The following is a 25871-nucleotide window of genomic DNA, read 5'->3' on the forward strand; positions in this document are numbered from 1 at the left end:
TATTGAGAGAAAGATTCATTTCGCACGAGGTAAGTAATCAGATTAGTGGCGATGCAAAATATTCTCCTTACGTGAGAAGCGCATCATCTCGAGCACACACACCAAGAAGAAACCCTAAAAACAGGGCGCCAAAATGCCCGCTCCACAACCAGTGATCAATCAGAAGCATTGGCACAAGCGCAAAGAGTATCGAAAGCGAAAGCACATTCCTTTGTTTCCATGCCCGAGCAAATCCAAAAGCAAAGAGCAAAAGAAAAAGTACAAAACCAATCACGCCAAGCTCGACAAAGACCAGTATTGGCACCATATGGACCGGCTGAAATGCTCCGACAAACGCCCCCGCATCCGGGAAGCGCTCCATCGAAAACGCCGTGAAATTCCCCCCGCCCACACCGAGTATTGGATGCTCGCGTATTGCAACAAGCGCCTGCTCCATATAGACTGCCCGATCCGAAAGCGACCCCTCACGAGCAAGTGTCTCATCCGAAAACCGACTCATTGCGATATCTCGAACCAAAAGGAATCCAAGAGAGAAAGAAGTTCCTACAAAAAACAACGATATAGCAAGACGCTGTGCCACTTTCCGAACGGCGATTATTCTTCTATTTAAATTTATCAAGCCAAGAAATAATACTCCTCCACCACAACCAAGTGCCATCCACGCACTCCGCGAAAAGGTGACAACCAATGCAAAACTCGACACAACCGTCATGCCAAGAAGTGCAACTCGTACACAGAGTCGCCGTGCCGTCACCGAAAGCCACACGCCAAAAAGTATCGCCATTGCAAGCGCTCCCCCCAAAACGTTCGGATGCTCGAATCCGCCATATGCCCGGAGAAACCGCCCACTCTCCGTCTTCAATACAAACGTCCCCCATTGCGAAGGATCATGCTGAGCAATACCAAAAAGACTTGAGGAAAAAACGAATTGCGAAACCCACTGCGAAAGCGCAAGTCCCGCCTGTACCGTCATGGAAAAAAGAAACATCGCAATCGTTTTCCGAAAAGAAACGCCGCCATACCGCATGCACACATACACAAGCGTCATAAGAAAAACGCGCCACACCGAAAGGAGCGCGAGTTCTCGATTGATTGCCCAGAGTGTCGAAAGAAGCGACCATGCAAGGAGCGCCACAAAAATCCGCACGAACACATCGCGAGACAATTCTCGCCACGTTTCACGCGACGCGCACAGATAGAAAAAAATCGCAAACGCCACGAGCACTATATCCGACACATACATCCCAATAGTCGCATACTGCCATTTCTCCCCATCAACAAACACCTCGCGAAAAATCCACACCGTCTGCCACGGCAAAAGAAAGACAAAAGTGTACCACAGAAAATTTTTGACGCGTTCACCCATACCAAAAAGCATATCACCCGCCACCCAAGAGAACAAACAAAAAAGCCCTCAAAGAGCTCCATAAAAAATCGGGGGCGGATGGGAATTCATTTCCACATCCGCCCAAAAATATTACCGGTAACTGCCGCGGAATCCACCCTGTCCTGGACGGACAAGGCTATTCTGACGACGATTCTGAGACTTATGATTACCCCCGCTCTGATGAGAATAATCAGATTTTGTCCATCCAATCACCATGGCGACATTCTGCAACTCAGCAGAGCTACCAACGTTGATGGAGACAACATTACCACCAGTTCTTATTTGCAGCATTTCTCTTCCTCCGAAAGTGGTCGTCTTTTGGCGACCTGTTAAAAAAACTTCCGACCGTTTGAAAATCTCGAACTCCTCAGCTCAAGACTCTAAACAAAGTGGCATCAGACATCAGGACTGAATAATTCTTAAATACTCTTTCCTCATGCCATAAAACAATGCGTATTCTACATCTTCTGGCGTTACAACAAAATATTCAGGATCTCTGATATAATGAGAATCTTCCGTCAAAATAACACGGAGACGACGCCCTAATAGTTCTCCGAAACAAGAAGATCTTGCCTCTTCTTCAGAGCATTTGACTTCGTAAACTTCCTCCGAAACATCCACCTCAGAAAAAGAGTGAGGGGATCCTTTTTTGGCTCCCGGGGTAGAACTGCACTTCATTTTCATACCACCCTCCTTTCGGGTGAGAAAAAATTCTGACAAACATTCCCTGTCAAAGAACCACACGTTTTCTATCCTAGCACAAGACCACTATTCTGTCAATATAAACCGACATAAATGGCATATCAGCGGTATTTTCTCGAGAGAAAAGCAAGAAAACAGCCAGTCATGACTGTTTTCTTTGCTCCCTTTTTCTCATCACTAGGCACTCGCTCACTTCCCCTTCCGTCCCGCTTTCACGCGATCGTTCTCCGTGAGAAATTGCTTGCGGAGGCGGACACTTTCGGGAGTGATTTCGAGATATTCGTCGCCAGACATCACTTCGAGTCCGCGCTCGATAGAGAGTGTCCATGGTGGCGTGAGCTGTATCGCATCATCAGCGCCAGAAGAACGCATGTTTGTAAGCTGTTTGCCTTTGGTCGGATTGACACTCATGTCATCCCCCTTCGAGGCATTGCCGATTACCTGTCCTTCATAAACATCCGTTGCGGCGCCAATATAGAGCACACCACGCTCCTGCAAATTCCAAAGCGAGAAACCGAGCGCCTTTCCTGTCGCCATCGAAATCATCGAACCGACGCTTCGGTGTTCGATATTCCCCACATGCGGACGAAACTCCAGAAATCGCGAAGAAAGTATTCCTTCACCCTTTGTATCAACGGTAAATTGCCCGCGATACCCCAAAAGTCCGCGCGTCGGAATCTCAAAGAGGAGTCGGGAGTCATTTCCCTGCCCTTGCTTCATATCGATCATGATGCCCTTGCGCTTGCCCATCCGCTCGATAACCACACCTGAGTATTCCGTCGGCACATCCACCGTCACCTCTTCAAACGGCTCGCATTTCTTGCCGTCGATTTCCTTCATAATAACTTTTGGCTGAGACACCTGACATTCATAGCCCTCGCGACGCATCGTTTCCAAGAGAATCGCGATATGAAGCTCGCCACGCCCAGACACGAGGAAATTCTCGCCCGAATCAAAATCAATCTTGAGCCCCACATTTATCTCGAGCTCGCGACGCAAACGCTCGCGAATTTGCTCTCGCGTGACAAACTTCCCCTCCCGTCCAGCAAAGGGCGAATCATTCACGAGGAAATGCAGAGTAATCGTCGGCTCATCAATCGCAATCGACGGAAGATTTTCCACTTCTTTGGTATGAGCAATCGTATCGCCGATATACACATCCGCAATGCCGGAGATAAGCGCAATATCACCCGCAGACACTTCCGGCGATTCTTCGCGATTCATACCACGGAAGGTGAAAATTTTGGTAATGCGCCCCGAAGAAACTTCGCCTGTCGGCTTCTTGGCAAATACGGTGTCACCCACCTTTGCCGAGCCTTCGTAGACACGACAGATAGCGAGTCGCCCGAGGAAATTGTCATAGCCGAGATTGAACGGTTGAGCGCGAAACGGCGAAGCGGTATCCTGCCCCGCTGCCGGCACTGCTTCGAGAATCGTGTCGAGGAGCGGCGAGAGGTCCGACGACTCATCAGCCATATTCCGCTTGGCGATTCCCTGCTTGGCAATCGCATACACTGTCTTGAATTCCAACTGCTCATCCGTCGCTCCCAAGTCAAGGAAAAGCTCAAACACCTGGTCGAGTACCCACTCGACGCGCGCCGCCGGCTTGTCCACCTTATTGATGACGACAATCGGTTTGAGCCCAAGTTCAAGCGACTTCTTGAGCACAAATCGCGTCTGAGGCATCGGACCCTCCTGCGCATCGACGACGAGAAGCACCGAATCAATCGAGCGAAGCACACGCTCTACTTCACTGCCAAAGTCCGCATGCCCAGGAGTATCGACAATATTTACTTTCGTCTCCTTATAAAACAACGCCGCGTTCTTGGAATAAATCGTGATACCACGCTCCTGCTCAAGCGCATTCGAATCCATGCTCGCCCCCTCCTCAGTCATGCCTGTTTGGCGCATCAAAGCATCGGTCAGGGTTGTCTTCCCGTGATCGACGTGCGCGATAATAGCGATATTTCGGATTTCCATAAGCAACACTTTAGCGCGAAAGAAGTGAAAACAAAAAAACCAACAAAAAACGGCTCTTGCCGCAGAAGTCTTGACAGACTACCAAAGAAACCCAAATTTGTCAAAAGTCAGGCACCTTGCCTTTTCGGCAATAAAAAACTCTTGCTCATATCGCTATACACAGAGTATGGGACGAGAGCAAGAGTAAAAATCAGCACTTTCTATTTCGCCAAGAGGCTACATCCAACCGTGAAGTCGGTGATGAATGCGAGCGAGCATGTCATAGACAATCCATCGCCACTTTCCCCGAGTCCATTGCTGAACAGATTTCGTATCAAACCACTCATTCGAAAGGAAATCTGTCGCGAAAGCAATTCGCACTCCAAATATTTTCGTGCGATGGAATCCAGTTTGAAAATCGGTGATTTATGAAGATGCAAGAGCTTGACGTACTCGCTTTACCATATCAGGAAGTGCAATATTCGATTTCACGATATAATCAAGCGCGCCAAGCTCTTTGGCGTGCGCAATATCTTTTCCCTGACTCAAGTTCGACATCACAATCACACGAATATCTGACAGAGCCGCATCCGCACGAAAGTCAGCAAGCACCTGAAAGCCGTCCTTGAGTGGGATCATGATATCAAGAAGCACAAGATCCGGCTTCCGTTCATGAGCCTTTCGAATCGCTTCTTCACCATCTCGCGCAAGGTCAACCTCAAATCCCTCAAGGACTAGCTTTCTCTCGTAAACATCCGAGATGAACTCATCATCTTCGACAATGAGTATATATTTCATAGATTGCTGCACATTCTTATTGTTCATAGGAAAACTAGCAAAATATTATTTTTTAGCAAGTGGAAGCTCAACAAGAAAAGTTGTTCCTTTTCCCTCTTTACTTTCAAATGAAACGCGACCACCCATCTCTTCAACAAAATTCTTTACTACAGCAAGTCCCAATCCTGATCCTTCGGTCTTCCAACGAAGCGCATTCGAGGCTCGGAAGAATTTCCCAAATATTTTCTCGCGCTCTGATTTCGGAATGCCGATACCCGTATCGGAAACCGAGAAGACAATCTTGTCTTCTGTAGTTGTATCCAGATGAATCGTAACTGTTGATCCCGAAGGGCTGTATTTCACGGCATTATGGATGAGATTTTCACACACTTCATGAAGACGCCGTGGGAACGACAGCACTTTCCAACTATTCGATTTTTTCGATGGAGCAAAGTCGATATGCACGCCGGATTTCTCAGCGAGCGATTGCAATTCCCCAAGAACCGTCGATATTGTCTCGACAACACCAACCGCTTCGGATGATTCAGGATCCTGCCCCGCATCAAGCAGTGCAACATTCAAAAGATCATTGATAAGTCCGATCATACGAAGCGTATTCGCGTGTATCTTTTTCACAGTTTCCGTGGCTTCCGGAGAAATCTCTCCAACATCACCACCAAGCAGCATCTCCATATTCCATCGCATTCCCGAAAGCGGTGTCCGAAGCTGATGCGCTGCAACAGAGAGGAAGCGGTCTTTGGCGTTATCCATCGCGCGTTCTTCCGTCATATCCTTGAAAACAATCATGCATCCAAGCAACCGATTGTCGTCGGAGTGAATCGGATTGATAGAGTACGAAATTGGCAATGTCTCCAAACCCTTACGAACCAACAAACCGCGAGTGTCCTCCAGAGAAGACTTCTTCGTAATTATCTGCTCGAGAAAATCTATCGGGACATTCGGACGTTTCTCAGTTGCAAGCGAAAAGAAATCCTGACATCGGTTCCCCAATACAGACTGAGATTTGACATCATACTCCGGAATACCGAGAATACTCCCCGCCGCCTCATTGAGAAAGAGGATATTCCCACCAAGATCAACAGCTATAACGCCATCACCAATAGATTGCAAGAAGCGAAGAACCGAATCACGCTCTTCTTTCTCTCGACCAAGTGATTCATTCGCAACTTTCAAATCCTCCGATTGAGCCACCAGTTGCTTTTCATACTGACGCCGTTTGGTAATATCTCGTTCAACACCAACAAAGAAACGAACGTCTCCTTGTTCATCGAGAAGTGGAGAAACGCCGATTTCTGCTATGTACTGCTCGCCTGACTTCCGCCTATTCGTCACCTCACCCGAAAATCGTTTTTTCTGTTCCTTGATAGTCTTCCAAAAATTCTTGTAGAAATCAATTCCCATTTGACCTCCCCACAACGCCGGAGTTTTCCCGAGTATTTCATCAATCGAGAAGCCCGTAATATGTTCGACTGCTGGGTTGGCATAAAGTACAGTACCATCCGGATCAGTGATGACCATATGGTCAAAACTCCCTTCCGCCGCCATACGGAATTTCTTCAATTCATCAGCCTGATCTCGAAGCTGACCCTCAAGAATACGTGCATCATCAAGTACGTTGAGTATCGCTTTCTCCGTATCCTCGAGCTGATGAACTTTCTTCTCAAGATCACGCACATACTCTGCCGAAACAGGCGTGCTTTCCAAATCCAATACCCCTTGTGATTTCGTAGCGTGTGGCATAGAAAAAATTTCGATCAGTTATGTTTCTTGTCGATGAGTTTTCGACACTCGCCTATTTCCTTCTTGAGTTCGATCATGCGAAGCTCTCGACTCACCATGATAGCATTCAAACGCTCGGTCTCTTTTCGCTTCTGCACCTCTGCCTCCTCTAGCTCTTTCCGTTCAGTTATATCGACCGCCGTATGGAGAAATCCCAAGAAGACACCGGATGAATTCGAAAATGGAACGCTATTGTCGAGCATCCATCGATACTGATTCTTCGCCAGCGAAACACGATATTCCATCCGAAGAGGCTTCCGATTCTCAAATGCAGAGACGCACTGCGCGCGATATCCAGGCTCGTCATCAGGATGAATACTCTTCTGCCACACCTCCGTGAAATGTTCTTTCGAAGTCTCTCCGATGAGCAACAAGGTTTGTTTGTTTACATAGAGACACTTCCGTTCCCTATCAATCATCCAGAGAAACGCCGGCATGGTATCCGCAATCGTTTGAAACCGACGCTCAGCGAGATCACCTCGCTCACGCACCTGCAAGAGCGATCGAAGCATCGCATTAATCTCTTCGGCGAGTTTTGCAATCTCATCGCTCCCAGAGAATTCTATACCCGATTTCGACACTCCTCTCTCTCTTGCATGAGCGAGCGAGCGGCTCAGATAGTTCACACGAGAAAGTACTGCCCAATGAAGTAAGAAAAAAATAAGTAATGTTGAGACCAAGAAAAAGCCAATCAAAGAAAGTACGACAATTATCTTTGATACACCAAATGCTGTGGGTATCGCCCGTTCAATCTTATAAAACAGCAGCGGACTCCCAAATACATCCGCAACGAATCCGTAGCCAGAAATAGTTGCCTCTCCAACAAAAGTCTTAGGTTTATTGGAAGATGTGAGTTGACCCGCAATATTCGCAAAATCCGATGGAAAACTCTTTGATCCATACAACTCGAATGAAACAGGGTATCCGAGAAAATTGGATATTCCATAGCGATATGAGTCATCAATCATCTTCACAAACGCCAATGTCCCGCGAGATGGTCCCTCTCCATGCGACGTCATAATCGGTCGCGTCGCGATAAATGCAAGTCCTGATGAAAGTTGAATAATCCCCGAATGCACCTCTGTATTGGAATCAAATGTCGAAAGGAGAGAACCCGGTTTAAGTTGATCTTCAACATCATCAGGAACGGGAATCTGTTCCCGAGTCTTCATGTCCACTCCCTGTCGCGCAAGCACCGTCCCGTCCCGCTTGGCGATAACGATGAAGTTCACACCAAGAACATCAAGGGAGTCCGTTGGAAGATTCGACTTGACAAACTCTTCCGTTGGCGCACCTGCAAACGAATACATATCATCCCATTGCGACCAATCAAGAAGCTGATGATCCAGAGTCCGCATATCTCTCGCAATCACCCGACCCGTCCACTCAACATTCTCTTGAACAGCATGCTGTTCATTCTCAACAAGTCGCCCCAAGAAGAAAATGCCAAGCCACGCATAGAGAGCAATCAAGACACCTTCCAATGCATATGCCACAATGAAAAATATTTTCTTTTGCAGAGTCATAAAAAATTGCTTCGTTTTATTTTCTTGAGGAAAAAGGTTCGAAAAAACACCGGGCGCCTACTCATATCGAAGGGCATTTAGCGCAGATATTTTCGTCGCGCGTCGCGCCGGATAGAGCCCAGTCAACACGCCGACAGCGAGAGAAAATATGAGAATGGTAACTACGAAAAGATTTGGTATATATGCCACATCAAGAACACCGAGATTTTTATCACGGAAAAATGCCACAGTAGAAATAAGCACGCCAATCGATTTGCCAGCAAGAAATCCCAAGAAAAGGCCGAGGACACCGCCAAAAAACGACATCACCATAGACTCAGTGAGAAAAAGCTCCTGCACCTCGAACGCCTTCATGCCCATTGCTTTCATGAGTCCGACTTCGCGTGTTCGTTCAAGAAGTGAAACGGTCAACGTATTGAACATACCGAGCGCTGCAACACCAAGCGCTGCCATACCAAGAAGCGCAAGCACAATACGAGCTGTTCCAAAGAAGTTATTGATCTGCTCCACCGTATCCGCAACAGATGTCGTCACATATCCCGTACCTTCGACTTGTCGACGAACATTTGCGAGCGATTCTTGAGTGGCAACCGTCAGTTTCACTTGGGAATAGTTGGTCACACCAAGTGTCCGCACATCAATGAAAGGAATATAGAATACGGGAGTCTTGTCATCAGGGATAACGCCGATAATCGAATATTCCGACTCGACGGATTCAATCTTTTGCGCCTTACCACCAAACAATGCTCCGGTAATAACAAAAGACACATTGAACTTTTTGCCAACTGCTTCTGATTCAGAAAGTGAAAGTACCTGAAGCATCGCGCGATTCACAACCGCCTCACGTTTTGCCGCCTCTCCAAGCGTCGCTTGCTCAACCGTTTTGTCTCCCTTTGACGTATCGCCAAGATCAATTTCCACCCACTCACCATCGGATGCAGATACCTTGATATTGTTCACCGTCGACGATGAATCGGTCGCGGAATCAGTTGTACTAGCAGAGGCTTCTGTTGTTGCAGCAGTCTCTGTAGACGCTGTCGCCTCGGTACTTTCACCAAGCACAAGACCCGAGTCATCAAGCGATGTTTCATGAGCCTTGTCTATCGGAGTAACAACAATATCCTCATCCACAAGAGCAAAGTATCCCTGTTCAACCAGAACCAATCCATCAGCGCCTTTCATCGAGGTGAAGCCCCCGGCACATTCATCCGAAGAATCGCACTGGGAAGATTTCTCCCACAAAGAAGTTTCGATTGAAATCCATTTCCCCAAGGTCTCTCCATGGGAATCTTGATATGCTTCCCCTGAATGAGAAACCGTGCTCCCATACGGCTTCCCTGCAACGATATCACCATCAATAGGGATACGAGAAAGTCGACTATATCCGAGAAGTCGCGATTTCGGATCAGGAGATTCTCGCAGTCGAACCCACACTATCGAAGGTGTTTGCACCGAAGCCGGCTCGAGGATATCGCCGAAACCTTCGGGAGACAGAGGAGCCGAATCGGACACGCCAGCAACCGTTTCCGTCGTTGGAAGGCTCGCTGAGAGATCATTACTCTCAAATATCGTGCCAGACGATGGTTGGATTGCCGATTGGCGAAGATAATCCGACGTCACCGCATAGACAGCCATATCCGACACCGATCCCTGATAATTCACTTTGCCGACCACTGCAACAAGCGGTGCAACCGATTCGACATTTGGAATCTCCCGCATGTTCGCAAGTGTTTCATCGTTTATCTTCACCTTACCGCCTGCCTGAGGAGACACATCCATTTGTCGCATCTCTTCGAGTCTCGCCACTTGGGAGATTACCAGCCGCTGGACACCATACCCAAGCGAGACAAGAAATACAATCGAGGCAATACCGAGTGCCATACCTCCGATAGTAATTGCTGTTCGAGTCTTCTTCACCTTCATATTGCGAACAGCAATACCAATAAGACTGATACGATCGATAGACTGTCGTCGTTCGATACGAAAAAGTTTCTCAATTTTGCTATAGAGTGCCGCAAACATTTCTTCACTCGAACGCGGAGACGGACGACGAATAATCTTGAGCACTCGACCATACGCCGAAAACACCCCACGCGCAACAATGTAAAACAAGAGAAGTACCACAAAGAGAACCAATCGAAGAAATGTGCTCTTAAAAAACTCAGGAATCCCCACTATCCATCGCCACAGCCGCACAAAAAACGCGACGTGTTGAAGAGGAGCAGAGACTTCAAGAATCGCCACACCATGTGCGGCAGCATCTTGAACATCTTTGATCGGTTTTTTCTTTCCAAAGAAAGGGAAATGCATAGAAAGGCTCCTTGAGAAAATTTATGTCGCAGGCTGGGAAGCTTGTTTTCCGCCACTCGACCCTCCATACGAAAACACGATTGGTTCAGCATTTGGATCTTCTTCGATACCCGCACCCTGCTGAATACTCACACCTCGTTTATACTTCAACTCTTTTTCCAAATTCGCTTTTTCTTCGCCTCGATAAATTCCGAGGAGATGACCGTCTCGCATAGAGAGTGCCGTCTTTGCATACGCGAGATACTCGAGGTCATGCGTCACCATGATGAGCGTCTTTCCATTTTCATTCAGAGACCGGAGAAGTTTCAACAACATTTCACCGGCATCGTAGTCGAGATTTCCCGTCGGTTCATCCGCAATAATCACTTCCGGATCGGTAATAAGTGCCCGCGCCACAGCGATGCGCTGTTGCTGTCCACTCGAGAGATCCATCGGGTGATATTCCGCCCAATCAATAAGCTCTACCGAGCGAAGCGCTTCTCTCGCCCGTTCAAATGCCGCCAGCCGATCCCATCCAAGCAAGAACAAGGGAAACGCGATATTTTCCAAAACGCTCAAAGATTTCACCCAATTCGACTGCTGATACACCATGCCAATGTGTTTTTTGCGAAACTCCGATCGGACATCCTCTTCTATTCCCGGACCATACAAATTCTTTCCGAGAAATGTCATATCCCCTTTCGACGGTCCCTCAAGTCCAAGAATAATATGAAGAAGCGTCGACTTTCCGCATCCGGAAGGACCAAACACGATTAAGAAATCCGATCGTTCCACAGTGAAACTGATGCCCTTCAAAACGTCAATGACCTGCGCCCCAACATGGAAGGATTTATACACATCCGTCACCGTAATGACCGATTCCCCTGCTTGAGGAACCGATTCATACCCTCCGGAAAAAGGCTGTTGCGAAAGAGGAGTAATGACTTCTGACATAACAAAGTTTACTGACCAAAAATAGACTTCAGACTCGAGAATACGATATCGAGCGCATTCTGAGTTGCCTTCGGCGCAATGGAAACAATATCGATTGATTCCCCGATATTCCCCGCTTTGTCTTTTGAAAGAACACGCAAGTGATACACTTTCGACGGCGTCAGTTTCGAAATAACCACCGTATGATTCGACACCAATGAAGCATCCTCCTGTGTCTTCTGCGGATAGACTGACCCCGTGCCTTCGCCATACTCAACCTGCGCTGTTGCCGATTCATCTGTTGTCCATGTGACAACAAGTTGTGCTTCCGGTTCGCCCTGACTTCCATCGGCCGACTTCACGATAAGTCCCTCGACATTCGCATCAATAATTTGCGGGGCACGCGTATCCGTTGCCGTCGTAAATTGCAGAGCAGTGGATTTTGCCTCATTCCCAAAATTATCCCGACCTTTCACGATGAGCGAATACGGTGTCTGTGGCAAAAGATCTCGAAGCAATATCCGGTGTTCCCCGGTCACCATCTTTGCATCAACCTCATCCTTCGCATCACCATCGCGTCCTTCAGGAGAGTATGTGACAATAGAAGATGTTTCGGTATTTGTTTTCCACGAAATAAGCAGTACTGTTTGCGCCGTTCCTTTCACCTGTTGAATACGCACCTCTTCAATCTTCGGTCGTGGCAATGTTTCAAAAGAAAGTGTACTCCCTTCGTATTCTTCTTCCTCACTATCAACCGTATTTATCTTGTAGTAATATTTCGTCCCATCAAGGAGATCTTCAAGACTCGTCGTGTATGTTGTTTCAGAGGTTGATGTAGCCACTTCTTTCACGAGACCGAAGGCTTCTGTTAGCCCGTAGTATATTTTCACTTTGCTTGCCCCCTTTGCTGTAAATTCCAAGATAGCACTCGTGAGTCCCGCGCTTTTCAAATTTGGATCAACCACCGTCGGAGCGGGATCTGTTTTGAACGACTTTTCTCCCGAGAGCCCCGTGTTGCCATCTTCATCTGTCCAACGCGCACGATAGTGATATGTCGTCCCCGGAGAGAGATTCGAGAGCTTAATCTCATGATCCGTCACCTGCTCGGAGTTGCTCGGCTCTTCGGAGTAGTATGACCCGGATCCTTTTCCATACTGCACTTTACTATCTGATGTCCGATCGGTAGACCAGCCAATCGTCGCACTCTTTGTCGTAATAAGTGAAACTAATGGACCAGATGCGAGTCCAGCTGCTTCGGTATATTTTCCCGTTGGATATGCCGAGACAATTTCACTAAAGGCTCCGCAATTGTTAACACTATCACAAGCACGAATCTTGTAGTAATGAACCACCTGCGTCAATCCCGTATCCACAAAGGCGATACCACTCGTCGAAGCAACCTTTGTATATGTCCCGCCTTCACTCAGCGAGTGATATATCTGATAGGAATCGACACCAGAGCCAATATCTGATGGAGCTTCCCATGAAACGGCAAGCTTCCATGACTCGGTATTCTTCACCGATACGTCAGCAATATCCATACTCAGAGGAATCCCTGGCGCACTTGTATTGGCAACAAACTCAGCCGTTTCATAGGCGCCATAGTTGATAACCCCTCCCAAATCCTCCGGGTTCTTGGCAACCACATAGAAGGTATTCGTTCCCTTCTGCGTCGCAAACGAAGATGCTGCTACCGACTCCACACCAGGAAGCGTAAATGAACAAGTATCTTCCGATGGCACTGCATTCACGGTATAGCAATACGTCAGGTCACTAGCGTCTCCCGAAAAACTAAACGGCGGATCCCAAATGAAAGCAAAAGAGTTCGCAGTGTTTGTAGCCGGTATTGCCTGAACATTCTGCGGCGCCGTCGGTCCCGATCCAGCATAGTAGAACGACGTGCGAACATTTCCCGAGCTCACATTGCCCGCGACATCGATAGTACGCAAATAGAAGAAATTCTCCCCGGTTTGATAGGCAGCACCAGTGATATCCACCTGAAGAGCCGTCGTCGTTGTTGACCACCCATCACTTGCGACGACGGCAGCGATCTGATATTGATATCCAGCAATCATAGAATTTGTTGCTGGGTTGCCATTTCCATCTGTTCCAGCACTCCAGAGGAATGAGAAATCAGCATCGGGAGAATAGACCGCCGGCGCCGCTGTCACACCAAGGGGATTCGTTGGAGCAGTCGAGTCAAGCCAATACGAAAATGCTACCGGAAACACTACACTCGTATTCTGTGCGATATCTTTCGCTTTCACGATAAGATAGTATTTCTGTCCACTCACCAGTGCATTCCCATCTGTATCGACGGTTGCCACGTAGCTATTCCCCACCTGGAAATGCCCCTGTGTCGTCGGCTCGGCACTTGCCGAAGTACCAAAGTACACAAAGTATCCTGACACACCCGATCCGCCCGTATCTGTCGCCGGAGACCATTCAAAATAAGGCGCCGTATAAGAATACCAGGTACCCGTTGTAAGATCTGTCGAGCCACCATCTGAGTCCTTCGCACTCAGGGTCGGCGTTCCTCCCCACGCCGGCGCCACAATATCCGCTGTAGCCGTCAAGTCAACGGAATTGAGCTGAACCAGTTCATTTCCATCTCCAAGAAATATTGCCTGCCACAAAAGTCCGCCAGATCCCGCGGGAAATGTCGAGATATTCGTCGATATCGTTGAGGCATCATTCGACTGTGCATATCCAGATGATGTCGCCCATGCGGAACCATTCCAATACTGCCACGTTGACCCACCATTATCCGAGAGGCGATAGGTAAGAGTGCCGGGCGACTCCTCGTCCGTGACAAATGCATCCCATTTCTTCACTCCAGAAGTATGCACTGCAGAAGCAAGTGTCACCGTTTCATATCCACTCGAGTAAGGGGTTGACTGAAAAGATGTGCGTGCAACAGAGCTAATGCGGAGCTCATCAAGAGAACCCTGAAAGAACCCTTCTGGTTTCCCGTACTCGCGACCAGCATAGGTTGTCCCAATCAAGATATCACTCGATGAATCTGAAATGGACATCGAGATAGATCGCGAATTATTCAGTGTCCCATCGACATACAAACTCATGGTCGAACCATTATAAGTCGCTGCAACATGATGCCAATTGGTATCGAAAGAGCTTGTCGCCGACTGGAGAAACGCATTGTTTCCAAATGACCACACCGCCGCATCAGCATTGGCTGTATTTCCAGTTCCAGCATAAAACTTTCCCTTGTAAGCACTAAATGCTCCCACCTCTTCAATCGTTGATCCCCAACTTCCATTCACATTATCACCGCCGACCTGCGACCACGACGACCCGACATACCGCCACACCTCTCCATCTCCGGCAGTTGTCCCCAATCCCGCATAGAGTGCTCCATTATATACCGCGAGTGTCCGGACCCGTTCATACGTCCCACTCGACCAACTCCCGCCGACATCATCTCCGCCAATTTGTATCCAGGACGAACCATCATATTTCCACACCTCCGCATCATCAGTCGATGTTCCGAGTCCTACATAGAGAAACCCCGCATAGACAATCAGACTATCCACTTGCTCATAGGTACTGTTTGCCCAGCTCGAATTTACACCATCTCCGCCAACACGACTCCATACTGGAGTACCTTCGCAATTCGTGCACTCCCAAACTTCAGCATCACCAGCGCTCGACCCGAGACCCGCATAAATTTTCCCCGCATGCACACCAAGTGCTGTCACGCGCTCAAAGTTCGTCGTCCAGCCGGAGTTGAGACTGTCACCACCGACCTTGGTCCATGTCGAACCATCCCATCGCCACACTTCAGCATCATTGGCGCTATTTCCAAGTCCAGCATAAAGAAATCCGCCATATGAAGCGAGTGAGTTTACCTCCTCAAAATTTGTCGTCCAGCCGGAATTGAGACTATCGCCACCAATCTGTTCCCACGTTGATCCATCCCAATGCCACACTTCAGCATCATTAGCACTTGATCCTAAGCCGACATAAAGCTCACCCTCGTGTCCAATAAGACTCGTCACAGTTTCATAGGTATTCGCATCCCAGCTCCCATTCACACCCTGACCGCCAACAAGTGTCCAGGTTGTTCCATCAAACTGCCACACCATGGCATTACCAATAGTGGCAACTCCCGTCCCGGCATAGAGATAATCGCCTGTCACATTCAAAACTTCAACGCTTCGAAGGCCACGAAATCCCCAGCTAAAATTTACATAATCACCACCGATAAGTGTCCACGAAGAACCATTCCATGACCATTCTTGCGCTGAAACAGTGCTACTTGAAGTGCTAATACCCGCATAGAGTGTTGAACCGTCCACTGCGAGCGTACTCACAATAGTATGTGTATTTGTAAAGCTCCCATTCACTCCGTCACCACCGATTTTGGTCCATGTCGAACCATTAAAACTCCACACCTCATTATCACCAGCAGTCGATCCAAGACCAGCATACAATGTCGTTCCATCGTTCACGAGAGAATACACCATTTCATAGCTTGAGCTATCCCAACTCGAATTCACGGTATCGCCACCTATTTTGCTCCATGTCGAGCCATTCCATTTCCACACTTCGGCATCACCCGCCGTGAGGCCGAGACCCACATAGAGATTCCCGCCAAAATACGTCATCGAATAAACATATTCGTAGGTTGCATCCCAACTCGAATTGAGGCCATCTCCACCGATTTTTGTCCACGATGAACCACTCCATTTCCACACCTCTGAGTCACCCGCCGTCAAACCGAGACCGGCATACACATTCGTGCCGTCATTTGTCAAACTATAAACACCTTCATAATTCGTCGTCCAGCCGGAATTGAGACTATCGCCACCAATCTTGGTCCATGTCGAGCCATCCCATCTCCATACTTCGGCATCATTGGCGCTATTTCCTAGACCCGCATAGAGATACCCTCCGACAAATGTCAGCGAATTCACCGCTTCAAAGGTGTTTATTTGCCAACTCGAATTCAACGCATCGCCACCTATTTTGCTCCATGTCGAGCCATCCCATTTCCATACTTCGGCATCACCCGCCGTCAGACCAAGACCCACATAGAGATTTGTTCCGTCATTCGCCATGACATACACTGCTTCAAAAGTGTTAATCGCCCAACAGTTATTCAATCCATCTCCGCCAATCTGCGTCCATCTCGTCCCATCCCACTTCCACACTTCCGCATCACCTGTCCCATTTCCAGTACCGACGTACAAATTCCCACCAAGAACATTTGACGATTCTATTGTTGGATTCCCATTCAAATCCCAACTTCCATTAATGTCGTTCCCCGCCTGCTGTGTCCATCCGGACGCCGAGGCATTTGCCAATTCATAGGTAAGCTTTCCTGTTTCATTATCAAAGTAGAGCTGATAATCCCCCTTATCGACAATTCCCTGTCGTTGAGGGTGGCTCCCCACCGAGAAAGCCGACGAAAACTTCGTCCATGCCTCAATCGTATTTGCCTGCGACAAAGAATTTGCAGCCGAATCCGGAGCTGATGCAAACGCCGTCGTCCCATTGAATGAAAGTGCATTATTGAGGTTGCCTGAAGCAAAGCTTCCTCCCGACACAGTTGCGTTGTTTGCATTCGCCGAGCTATCAGTGGCAGTTGTCCCGTTTGACTCGTCGAAGTGATAGAGTGCGACAGTGTCACTGTCACTTGTATAATTCTTGACCGAGAGATGCGACTCCGTATTCGCACCATCAACCGTCACGCCACTTGAAGCAACATAGTCTCCCGACGTCGCAAAATCCCATGTTTCGGTAATCTCCCCATCAGCAAAAATATTGTGGATACGTCCAGAGAAAAATAAAAAAGCGCCCGCTACTACAGAGGCAGACAGAACAGAAAAAACAACATACCGTGGCTTCAAACTCCACAGCAGCCGAATACTCCAAGCAACCAATCGCCCCAAGGAAACTCCCCAGAACAAAAGTCGCGAATAAAACGTTTTGTATTTTTGCATATACCAGACCACGAGAATATCCCGCAGTTGGAAAGACATCTCATTTCTCAAATTTTACAACAAAATACAAAAAACTCCTAGCACGAGAAAACAAACGAAAACCTCTCTATTCCAAAAAGTTTCTCTGCAAATATTCTCAACTTGCCCGAATGGCTATTCATGCTAGAGTAAACATAAGGGAGAGCCTCAAAATTATGCCTACTTTTGCCTACAACAAACGTGCGCGATTTGACTACGAACTCCTCGAAACAATCGAAGCGGGTATTGCTCTCTTGGGACATGAAGTCAAATCCATCAAAACCGGACACATTAGTCTCCAGGGGAGCTTCGTCACGATTCATGGCAATGACCTCATGCTCACCAATGCACTCATCCCCTTCTACCCCTTTGCCGGCGACTCCTCACGCTACGAACCCACGCGCCCGCGCCGACTCCTCATCAAGAAAAACGAAGCAAAACGCCTCATCGGCAAAGTCCGGACAAACGGCTTGACACTCATTCCGCTTCGGGTCTATACTAAGAGACACCTTGTGAAGGTCGAGTTTGCTTTGGCAAAAGGAAAGAAAGAGTACGACAAACGTGCCACAACACAGAAACGCGAAGCCGACCGAAAAATGGCACGGGCAATGAGAGAACACTGAGGGATTCCTAATAAGGTGAGGGAAAAGCATACATCTCGTACTGTTCTTCCGGGAAAATTATTTTCTGCAGCTTTCGAAGCAAATATAGACAAACAAAAAAATAATTTTCCCTGAAAAATAACCTCTAGACAAATGTACAATGCTGAGAATTCAAAATATTCTCATCGTCGTGGGGTTGTCTAGATTCGACAGGATGCACTTTGAAAATACGCAAGCCGATTATGAAGGTGATATCGCAAATCTCTCCTTCACGATGACATCTGCAAACTTCATCACAAAGGCAAAGCAAGCCTTCGCGCAAGCGTTCCAGCCTGCTTTCGCTTCCGCTCTCGCCTAACTTCGTTCGGTGAGTGCCATCGGACTCCCGACTCCCGATAGGGAATGTTCCGGTGTTATATTTTCGGGAAAACCCGATACTCTCGCCTCATGGAGTATCGATCGTTTCTGCACATGAGACACGTCGACCCGTTTTCGCACGCTTTTACGGTCCGACGCATATGAAGCGCGCTATGCTTGTAGACTATTTTTAAACCTCATCACTGGACATGGGTGCAATTCCCATCAACTCCACCTATTTTTTTACACAAAAAGAATGCGTCGACGTCGTTACCGAAGGCCCAGACCGAAAATTGTCGAAGCACCGAAAGCACGTGTCAATGAGCACATTCGTGTGCCATTTGTGTTTGTCGTCGATGCAGACGGAACCGTCAATGAGAATATGCCTACCGAACAGGCAATTGCCCGCGCCAAGGAGCAGGAGCTCGACCTCGTCGAAGTCTCCCCAAAGGCATCCCCTCCGGTCTGCAAGATTCTCGACTACGGCAAGTACCTCTACGCCGAGGGAAAAAAGGAACAGAAAGCCAAGAGCAAGCAGAAGAAAGTCGAGACCAAAGGTATCCGCCTCCGTCTGCGCACCGACACGCACGATCTCGACTTCAAACGAACACAGACAGAAAAATTCCTCACGCGCGGACACAAGGTAAAGATAGAAATCGTGCTCCGTGGTCGCGAGAAGGCGCTCCCCGACAAAGCAAGAGATGCAATCCGCGAATTTCTCAACAGTATAAAAGCAACCTTCACGGTCGAAGAAGACATGAAACGATTCCCCAACGGACTCCACATCATCATCGCTCCCAAATAAGGCACACACCTATGAAGCAGAAAACTCGGAAATCCGTCACAAAGAAAGTCAAAGTCACCAAGAGTGGCAAAGTGATTCGTCGTACAACCAAGCAGAATCACTACAATCTCCGCGAAACCAAAGATTCCAAACGAGCCAAGCGACGAGATATCACCATGACCGGCAAAGACGCCAAAAACATCAAAGCCGCCCTCCCCTACGCCTGATAAATAACCTCTAGAAAGTACTCTTATGCCACGAGTCAAGCGCGGTGTCACCGCCAATAAACGAAGAAAGAACGTTCTCAAGATGGCAACCGGTTTCCGCTGGCGCCGCAAGACAAACTACCGCGCCGCCAAAGAAGCTATCATGAAGGCGGGCAAATACGCCTACCGCGACCGACGCGCCAAGAAGCGCTCTTTTCGAAGCCTCTGGATTGTCCGTCTCAACAATGCACTTCGCGAACACGGTCTCACCTATGCGCGATTCATCGATATTGAGAAGAAAAAAGGCATCGAGCTTGACCGCAAAGTCCTCTCCGAACTCGCCGTACAGCATCCTGCTATCTTCAAGACCTTCGTCACCTCGGTGAAATAGAACCCACTCCTATACGAAAACCGCCCTCATAAAACGAGGGTGGTTTTTTCTCATTATTTCGGACACAATTTCCACACATTGGGTTGGACATACCCGTCGTGATACCAAATCACAACCACGGAATCATGGTAATCGAAAACGACACAATGAAAAATCGGGCACAGGGCGGAAATTCGAAAACAGGCGAGGATAAACCGCCGCCCCTATGGAACAACACTGAATCTGTAGGGGAGCCCCTCATGGGTGCCCTGCTCCCACATAGCTCCCTATTTCTGTTCCCGCGTGGGCATTACAAACTATACTGCAGAAATCACTTCCCTTTCTTCCTCATCCACCACGGGAAAATAATGAGACAAAAGATCAACGAAAGAAAAATTCCTGTGGCGTCGATAACAATATCGGAAACCCTTCCCTGTCGACCGGTCACAAAGAGTTGATGTGCCTCATCGGAAATAGCAAATGGCAACGAGATCAAGAGCGTTCCAGCCGCGACTATGTGCGTATTATGAGGAAACCAATGCCTAAAGAGCCGGAAAGAAAGCGCTCCGAGAATGAAATACTCGGCAATATGCGCACCCTTACGCACCAAGAGATAGGGAAGCGAGATATGCTGCCCCGCGACGCCAAGGCTTGGCTGAGCAGACAGCAAGAAAATAACACCCATCCATACAACAACCGGCACCACATAGAAATAGAGTGAAACGCCACACTGCGCCAGCCGTTCCGAAAAAGTATGTTTCATGATTCACGATCGATATGGAGTAAGCGAGCTCCGCCCTATTTCTTGGAACGATTGGTGATCTCCTTCACAAGGATACCAAAAGCAAAAAACGGAAGCCATAACCACAGCGTTTTCTTGAGAATTTTTTCGAGAAACTGTCCCATATTTATGACAAAAAACAATTATCGTCGCTATCTCCTCACCCTCCTCTCCTTTGTAAGTGGAGGAGCCTCGTATTCGAGGTGGAGGGGTTCCATACACCAACCACCTCCAGCCCTTCCTTGCAAAGGAAGAGTGGCAAATCATTATGTCATTCAGCTTCGATTCCTGCCAAGGTGGGATCGCTTCGGTCAAGATGAAGCAAAGGGCGCCTTATTTATGCAAAGGAAGCGAGTGATAACACTTCGGGTCTATTTCGTATACAACATCCTTCTTTTCTACTACGATACGCCAACTATTTTTTTCTGCCACGGCTTTGAGATTTTCATTGGGATTGAAAGCAATCGGATGTTCGACCAATTCCAAAAACTTGATATCCGACTCCGTATCACCAATGCCGTAGGAATCAGCAAACGACACGTGATATTCTTCAAAAAGTTTTCGCGCTGCCGTCCCCTTGTCCCGACTCGGCTCATACGATGCCACGCCCGTGTATCGCCCATCCTCCCCTATTTCATAGACACTCCCGACAACCGTATCAAAGTGAAGATAGTCGCGATTGTACGCCTCGACAATCTCAAGTGGCGATCCAGAAATAGCAAAGAGAAGATACCCGTCATCTCGGAGCTTGGTAATGAGATTCTCAGCAAATATATAGGTCTGTCGCTCACGAAACGGCACCACACTCTCTGCCGCTCGCGCCACATCTTCCGGCGTACACCCGCGTAGAAACCGCGCGTAGAGATCGATAAGCGCGATACGATAGTCCTCATAGGTTCCCGTATGCGTGAGCCACTTTGAGTAGAGGTCGACCAATGTCTTCCGCACATGCGACGGAAAGATGCGCAACCACGACAATTCATTGATAAGTTCGAAATGAAGATTCTTCCGAAATATCGTTCCATCTATATCGAAAATAGCCGCTTTGGTTTTCTTTGTTGATTTCATAAAAGAAGTATATCGACTTCTGCACAGACGGTCAACGCGAGCGAAATACTTCATACGCCGCATTCCAGAGCGCGGGAGTCTCCCGTTTCTCTTTGAGCCAGTACCACCACTCCGCTCCCCAGAGATACACCTCCGAAAAACCAACCTGCTGTGCATATCGGACATTCTCAATGAGCTGCCCAGCATTCATCGTCTTCCACTGTTCATCGAGCGAAACATCCGTCAACGATCCATTTGCCCACGGCTCTGCCTGAAGTTCAATGACCATAAATCGTTCTTGATGCGTAAACAGCCGAACAAGCATTTCCTTGAAGCGAAAGAAATTCGGTCCAATCGGATACGTGATATACCCAAAACGATTGCTCCAGAGCTTCCGATAGAGCGTTGTCCCAAATGCATCTCCGCGACTCGCTGCCGGAATCCACGTCGAAAGCTCGCCACTGTCGGTCGTGAGTATCGAACGAGAAGGATCTGCCATATGCGCAGCGGCAACCTCCCGATCAAGCACGTCACTCGAAATGGGCGGACAAATACCAAAAGCAAGAAACGGCTCATTCTCAATCTGCCAGAGAGAGATCTCTGAATGATTCTTGTATCGACCAATCGTCTCTTGAATAAAGCGAATCGCAGCTTCGTTTTTCAATGCTTCTGTATCTGCCCATGCTGGGACAAAACACTCCGGCCATCGTGGCACCTTCTGCCCCACCGCGAGGATTACTTCGGCGCCATACTGCCGCGCCATATCAAGTTGCCAGTCTATGTCCGAAAAATCAAAACTCCCGCGCTCACGCTCAACCGCATCCCAGTATACCGGGATGCGCACCCTCCGAACGCCCAGGTCAGAGAGAATCGCTCGCAGCGTTTCAGACGCATCGAGTCCCAAGTCCCGCGCAAACCGACTCGAGAATGTCACTCCGAACTGCACATCTTCGCGAGGTGCTGGCCCCGGAAGGTTGAAGTACACAAAAAGAATCACCGAAAGAATACAAACAAAAAGAACCATCCACAGAGAAAATTTCAAAAACAGAAAAAATATTTTTTTCATTTCTTTTAGAAAAGAGAAATCTCTCCGCGAACCGAGAGCCACACGCCGATTGATATACAAACAAAAGCGCCTGCCTTCCGAAGCCAATCTGCATGAGACAATCTCTCCGAAAAAATAGTGGGAAATCTCCCTGAAAGGAGAAGTGCTATCAAGAAGACAAATGCAAATTGAACACCGACAAGCGCTTGAACAAGCGCAACCGGTCCACGATATGTCGCAAATATGATGAGAATCGCACCAATCCCACCAAGCGTCTTGCCGGAAATAAAAATAAGCCATGTCGGGAGAGCGCCCGTCTGCCGACGTTGCAGAGTATTGCTCTGCGAAAGAGCAGAGCGAGAAAACATTGCTTTCCAAGAAGGCATCTTCTTGGGCAAAAATGGCATAATATCTCGACGATATATGGGAATAAAAAGCAAAAGCATTCCACCAAGAAACACTCCAAATCGCGACCAGATGAGTCCACTCACAAAATTCGCCCCACTCCCTTCGCCAAACTTTATGAGAAGATAAAATCCTGCAAGAAATACACCCGAAAGAAGCGAAAGTCCAACATCTCTCCGCGAATACGGTCGCCCATCGGAGCCGGAAAAAGAAAGCAATACCGCGCCACCAAGCAACAAGAAAAACGAAAGAAAACCAAAAATGGGAATCTCCCCTGAAATAAAAATACGAACAATCGAAGGCAACAAAGTCACAATCGCCGAGAAGATACCAACGAGTGGCAAAATCCTAGATACTTCACCTGTCTGAAATGCTGTAAACAAAAAAAGCAAGCTCCAGGAAAAGAGCATCCCCGACACCAAGAAAATCGCCATCCCCATCGGCGGAAGTATCTGTAGTCCAAATGGTGCGAGCACAAATGAAACAAGGCTAAACAATGTTAAAAGTACAACATATACAACCGGCTTCTCGATTCGCCCAGACACCAAAAACTTATCAGCAACCCCTGAAAGCGCCGTCATCCCATACCCCCCAATAGCCGCGAAGAGCCAGAGCATATCTTTTTGTATTACAGCAAAGAAGAGTGACCTTCTTTCATTATACCATCAAAGCACTCAAAAAAGAGTGTAAAAAAGACAGCTACTCCTCTCTCGTTGACCACACCAAAAAATCAGAAAAACCTCGAATAGACTCCTTTCACATCCGCAATCCACTTGGCAACGCTCTCTGGAGAGTGCCCCTCACAAGATGAACCACACTTCCACACGATGAGTCGCTCCGGAGAATCCAGATGCTTCTCGTGGACAAGCTCAGAAAGCCGATTGCCTACGGTTTCAATTGCTTCCTCTGGACCTGCAAAACACGCGTAGCCCATACTCGTACCGCGACTCCCCGTTCCTTTGTAGCCCCAGTAATTGTAACAGTCAAGACTATCCTTCGTCGGCGCGTGCTCGCCCCACGAGCTTTCCTTCCGAGCAATGCTCACCAAAAATGCCGCCGTCTCATGGTCACGCTTCGCAAGAAAAGGCACCATCGTTTCCATCGGCTCGCCCTGAAGCGTCGAGGCAAGAAGCATTCGAAATCGGAAGTCTTCCTCTGATTCACCCGTCCTTGGAGATGTTTCCGCTTCACATGACGGAGAAACAAACGCCTCTTCCACACTGAAATCAGCGCTACCTCCATGAAATTCCAACGGGTTGTCCTGCACACTTATATCCGACGCCTGTACCACAGTCGGCATCCCACTAAAAAAGAACGCAAAAAAGAGGCTCAAAAAGCCAAAGAGTCCGAAAATACGCCGTGTCCCCCTGCATAAAGGAATATCCATATAAAAAAGTGTTACCGAACGATAACACTTATTTCTATCATATTTAATTCTATTCGTCAAGCTGGTGGAAATAGAGATCGACATCCTGAATCCACTTCTTCGTGTCCGCTTTGTTGTGAGTCGAGCAGTCATATCCGCACTTCCACACCACCATCATTTCTGCCGGCGTATCGACTTTCTCCGCATAGATGAGTTTCTCCAGACGACGCGACACCGTATCAACCGCATCCTTCGGGCTATTGAAACACGTATGCCCGCCCGTCCCCATGAGGCGACGCTTCCCGCGATACCCCCAATAATTGAAGCAATCGTGACTCTTCAAGAGCGGCACTCGCTTCCCCCATGCACTCTCTTTCTTGGCAATGCCGACGAGAAATGCCGCCACAATTTTATCTTTCTCCATAATATACGGCACCATGTCTTCTATCGGATACCCCGAAACCATCTCTCGAATCTTTACTTCAAGCGCTTCTTTTTCTTCAATCTCCCGAATGCTCTCAAGATCATCCGTCACCTCGTTTACAAAACGATCATCAGACTGATCACTCGCCCCGAGGACAGTTGGCTCATCTGGTATCACTGGTTCAGGGCGTTCTAGGACAACCTTTGAAGTGGCTATGGATTCTCCCTGAGCAAAGGCGTGCTCACCAAAATATCGATAGGTCAATGTTGTCGAAATCACGCCAAGAAAAACTGCGCCGACGAGCGACGTGCGAAGTGCGAGACGTGGAGAAAGTGAGAAGAGAGCGCCTGTTCTTATAATACATTTTTCAACCGCACGAAGCCGACACGCATACCGATACCGCAGAGACACTGGGTGCAAGTGCTTACTCTCGGCAGACATGCCCGGAGAACGCAACCGAATATCATCAATATGCTTCCGTGATAATCCTTCTGATTCTTTCGAGTGGGGACGACCACCATAGGCAATGCGACTTCCACGAAAAAACACGGTTGATTCAAGTGGCTGTGCAAGAAAATCACGAGAAGAATGTACGTTCTTCCGGACAACGGCGGTCTCTGATTGTTTTTGTTTCAGAGCAACATCGATATACACGCGCCCTCTCGCACCTCGCGATGTTTGTGAAGGTAAATTCATGATTTCACTTCTATTTCTATTGAATGCCAGCTTTCTCTTTAAAGAACTTTTCAGCATCTGGCCCACCAACAAAACATTTCCCTTCCGCCCAGACAAATGGCACGCCCATGCTGGACTTTTCTATCTTACATTCATCGGCTCGGCTCTGCATTTCGCGAGAGTTTTTCGTATTGTGCCACACTTCTTTCTTCGCAAAAGAAACCTTCTCGGCGATATGATTTTCTTCGAGAAATTTCTCAAGATCTTTGCAATGCGGACATTCTTTCCCGTAATAATAGACTATCGACGAATTGGGATCACCAGAATCATCAGGTGATGGAGCGCTTGCCGATGGCGCACTCGTGATTCCCCAGGCAATAAAACCCAAGATTCCCACGACGAGAGCACCTATAAGAGCCACCTTTGCATACTGAGACATACATGCGCAAATA

General features: G+C 48.1%; 21 protein-coding genes and 1 other RNA gene. 5 read left to right on the forward strand and 17 right to left on the reverse strand.

Features of this window, described 5'->3' with window-relative positions:
* Positions 1-67 precede the first annotated feature (67 nt).
* From IPJ67_03560 to IPJ67_03605, 10 genes are all read right to left on the reverse strand, one after another.
* Complete coding sequence (locus tag IPJ67_03560; GenBank protein ID QQR77196.1) at positions 68-1402, reverse strand: O-antigen ligase family protein; 1335 nt, start codon at positions 1400-1402, stop codon at positions 68-70.
* Between the two features lie 387 nt (positions 1403-1789).
* Entirely contained in the window at positions 1790-2071 is a 282-nt protein-coding gene (locus IPJ67_03565; GenBank protein QQR77197.1) for a hypothetical protein, read from the reverse strand.
* 207 nt (positions 2072-2278) lie between these two features.
* Entirely contained in the window at positions 2279-4069 is a 1791-nt protein-coding gene (gene typA / locus IPJ67_03570; protein QQR77198.1) for a translational GTPase TypA, read from the reverse strand.
* A gap of 216 nt (positions 4070-4285) precedes the next feature.
* Positions 4286-4429, reverse strand: coding sequence for a hypothetical protein (locus IPJ67_03575; protein ID QQR77199.1), 144 nt, complete (start codon positions 4427-4429; stop codon positions 4286-4288).
* Between the two features lie 45 nt (positions 4430-4474).
* Complete coding sequence (locus IPJ67_03580; GenBank protein ID QQR77200.1) at positions 4475-4873, reverse strand: response regulator; 399 nt, start codon at positions 4871-4873, stop codon at positions 4475-4477.
* A gap of 18 nt (positions 4874-4891) precedes the next feature.
* On the reverse strand, positions 4892-6586 hold the full coding sequence (locus IPJ67_03585) for a PAS domain-containing protein (protein QQR77201.1): 1695 nt from the start codon (positions 6584-6586) through the stop codon (positions 4892-4894).
* 14 nt (positions 6587-6600) lie between these two features.
* Complete coding sequence (locus IPJ67_03590; protein ID QQR77202.1) at positions 6601-8151, reverse strand: PAS domain S-box protein; 1551 nt, start codon at positions 8149-8151, stop codon at positions 6601-6603.
* 57 nt (positions 8152-8208) lie between these two features.
* Positions 8209-10461, reverse strand: coding sequence for an ABC transporter permease (locus tag IPJ67_03595; protein QQR77203.1), 2253 nt, complete (start codon positions 10459-10461; stop codon positions 8209-8211).
* A gap of 21 nt (positions 10462-10482) precedes the next feature.
* On the reverse strand, positions 10483-11394 hold the full coding sequence (locus IPJ67_03600; protein ID QQR77204.1) for an ABC transporter ATP-binding protein: 912 nt from the start codon (positions 11392-11394) through the stop codon (positions 10483-10485).
* An 8-nt stretch (positions 11395-11402) separates the two neighbouring features.
* Entirely contained in the window at positions 11403-17339 is a 5937-nt protein-coding gene (locus IPJ67_03605; GenBank protein QQR77205.1) for a fibronectin type III domain-containing protein, read from the reverse strand.
* A gap of 194 nt (positions 17340-17533) precedes the next feature.
* Here IPJ67_03605 and smpB point away from each other — a divergent pair, with 194 nt between their 5' ends.
* The 5 genes from smpB to rplT all read left to right on the forward strand — a co-directional run bounded on the left by smpB (position 17534) and on the right by rplT (position 19697).
* Positions 17534-17980 carry an SsrA-binding protein SmpB gene (gene smpB, locus IPJ67_03610; protein ID QQR77206.1) on the forward strand — a complete coding sequence of 149 codons (447 nt, stop codon included), beginning with the start codon at positions 17534-17536 and terminating at the stop codon, positions 17978-17980.
* A gap of 171 nt (positions 17981-18151) precedes the next feature.
* Positions 18152-18553: a transfer-messenger RNA gene (gene ssrA, locus IPJ67_03615) on the forward strand.
* A 19-nt stretch (positions 18554-18572) separates the two neighbouring features.
* A complete protein-coding gene (locus tag IPJ67_03620; GenBank protein ID QQR77207.1) occupies positions 18573-19121 on the forward strand; it encodes a translation initiation factor IF-3 in 549 nt (182 codons plus the stop codon).
* Positions 19122-19132: 11 nt separating this feature from the next.
* Positions 19133-19327, forward strand: a complete 195-nt coding sequence (locus tag IPJ67_03625) for a 50S ribosomal protein L35 (GenBank protein QQR77208.1) — start codon at positions 19133-19135, stop codon at positions 19325-19327.
* Positions 19328-19352: 25 nt separating this feature from the next.
* Complete coding sequence (gene rplT, locus IPJ67_03630) at positions 19353-19697, forward strand: 50S ribosomal protein L20 (GenBank protein ID QQR77209.1); 345 nt, start codon at positions 19353-19355, stop codon at positions 19695-19697.
* Between the two features lie 310 nt (positions 19698-20007).
* On the opposite strand, the gene vanZ is transcribed toward rplT, so the two are convergent.
* The 7 genes from vanZ to IPJ67_03665 all read right to left on the reverse strand — a co-directional run bounded on the left by vanZ (position 20008) and on the right by IPJ67_03665 (position 25858).
* A complete protein-coding gene (gene vanZ, locus IPJ67_03635; GenBank protein ID QQR77210.1) occupies positions 20008-20439 on the reverse strand; it encodes a VanZ family protein in 432 nt (143 codons plus the stop codon).
* A gap of 351 nt (positions 20440-20790) precedes the next feature.
* Entirely contained in the window at positions 20791-21525 is a 735-nt protein-coding gene (locus IPJ67_03640) for an HAD family phosphatase (GenBank protein QQR77211.1), read from the reverse strand.
* Positions 21526-21556: 31 nt separating this feature from the next.
* Positions 21557-22570, reverse strand: a complete 1014-nt coding sequence (locus tag IPJ67_03645; GenBank protein QQR77212.1) for a hypothetical protein — start codon at positions 22568-22570, stop codon at positions 21557-21559.
* Positions 22571-22575: 5 nt separating this feature from the next.
* Positions 22576-23571 (reverse strand): hypothetical protein, encoded by a 996-nt coding sequence (locus tag IPJ67_03650; protein QQR77213.1) that lies wholly within the window; start codon positions 23569-23571, stop codon positions 22576-22578.
* 113 nt (positions 23572-23684) lie between these two features.
* On the reverse strand, positions 23685-24254 hold the full coding sequence (locus tag IPJ67_03655; protein QQR77214.1) for a hypothetical protein: 570 nt from the start codon (positions 24252-24254) through the stop codon (positions 23685-23687).
* Positions 24255-24390: 136 nt separating this feature from the next.
* Entirely contained in the window at positions 24391-25440 is a 1050-nt protein-coding gene (locus tag IPJ67_03660; GenBank protein ID QQR77215.1) for a hypothetical protein, read from the reverse strand.
* A gap of 16 nt (positions 25441-25456) precedes the next feature.
* A complete protein-coding gene (locus tag IPJ67_03665) occupies positions 25457-25858 on the reverse strand; it encodes a hypothetical protein (protein QQR77216.1) in 402 nt (133 codons plus the stop codon).
* Positions 25859-25871 lie beyond the last annotated feature (13 nt).

This window comes from Candidatus Moraniibacteriota bacterium, assembly GCA_016699385.1.
In the GTDB taxonomy this organism is placed as follows: domain Bacteria; phylum Patescibacteriota; class Minisyncoccia; order Moranbacterales; family UBA1568.

Coding starts and splice junctions, on each gene's coding strand:
- IPJ67_03655 (QQR77214.1), bottom strand. CDS start 24,254: ATGCCGACTGTGGTACAGGCGTCGGATATAAGTGTGCAGGACAACCCG.
- IPJ67_03585 (QQR77201.1), bottom strand. CDS start 6,586: ATGCCACACGCTACGAAATCACAAGGGGTATTGGATTTGGAAAGCACG.
- IPJ67_03605 (QQR77205.1), bottom strand. CDS start 17,339: ATGCAAAAATACAAAACGTTTTATTCGCGACTTTTGTTCTGGGGAGTT.
- smpB (QQR77206.1), top strand. CDS start 17,534: ATGCCTACTTTTGCCTACAACAAACGTGCGCGATTTGACTACGAACTC.
- rplT (QQR77209.1), top strand. CDS start 19,353: ATGCCACGAGTCAAGCGCGGTGTCACCGCCAATAAACGAAGAAAGAAC.
- IPJ67_03595 (QQR77203.1), bottom strand. CDS start 10,461: ATGCATTTCCCTTTCTTTGGAAAGAAAAAACCGATCAAAGATGTTCAA.
- IPJ67_03665 (QQR77216.1), bottom strand. CDS start 25,858: ATGTCTCAGTATGCAAAGGTGGCTCTTATAGGTGCTCTCGTCGTGGGA.
- typA (QQR77198.1), bottom strand. CDS start 4,069: ATGGAAATCCGAAATATCGCTATTATCGCGCACGTCGATCACGGGAAG.
- vanZ (QQR77210.1), bottom strand. CDS start 20,439: ATGAAACATACTTTTTCGGAACGGCTGGCGCAGTGTGGCGTTTCACTC.
- IPJ67_03590 (QQR77202.1), bottom strand. CDS start 8,151: ATGACTCTGCAAAAGAAAATATTTTTCATTGTGGCATATGCATTGGAA.
- IPJ67_03600 (QQR77204.1), bottom strand. CDS start 11,394: ATGTCAGAAGTCATTACTCCTCTTTCGCAACAGCCTTTTTCCGGAGGG.
- IPJ67_03620 (QQR77207.1), top strand. CDS start 18,573: ATGCGTCGACGTCGTTACCGAAGGCCCAGACCGAAAATTGTCGAAGCA.
- IPJ67_03640 (QQR77211.1), bottom strand. CDS start 21,525: ATGAAATCAACAAAGAAAACCAAAGCGGCTATTTTCGATATAGATGGA.
- IPJ67_03660 (QQR77215.1), bottom strand. CDS start 25,440: ATGAATTTACCTTCACAAACATCGCGAGGTGCGAGAGGGCGCGTGTAT.
- IPJ67_03565 (QQR77197.1), bottom strand. CDS start 2,071: ATGAAAATGAAGTGCAGTTCTACCCCGGGAGCCAAAAAAGGATCCCCT.
- IPJ67_03580 (QQR77200.1), bottom strand. CDS start 4,873: ATGAACAATAAGAATGTGCAGCAATCTATGAAATATATACTCATTGTC.
- IPJ67_03625 (QQR77208.1), top strand. CDS start 19,133: ATGAAGCAGAAAACTCGGAAATCCGTCACAAAGAAAGTCAAAGTCACC.
- IPJ67_03645 (QQR77212.1), bottom strand. CDS start 22,570: ATGAAAAAAATATTTTTTCTGTTTTTGAAATTTTCTCTGTGGATGGTT.
- IPJ67_03650 (QQR77213.1), bottom strand. CDS start 23,571: ATGCTCTGGCTCTTCGCGGCTATTGGGGGGTATGGGATGACGGCGCTT.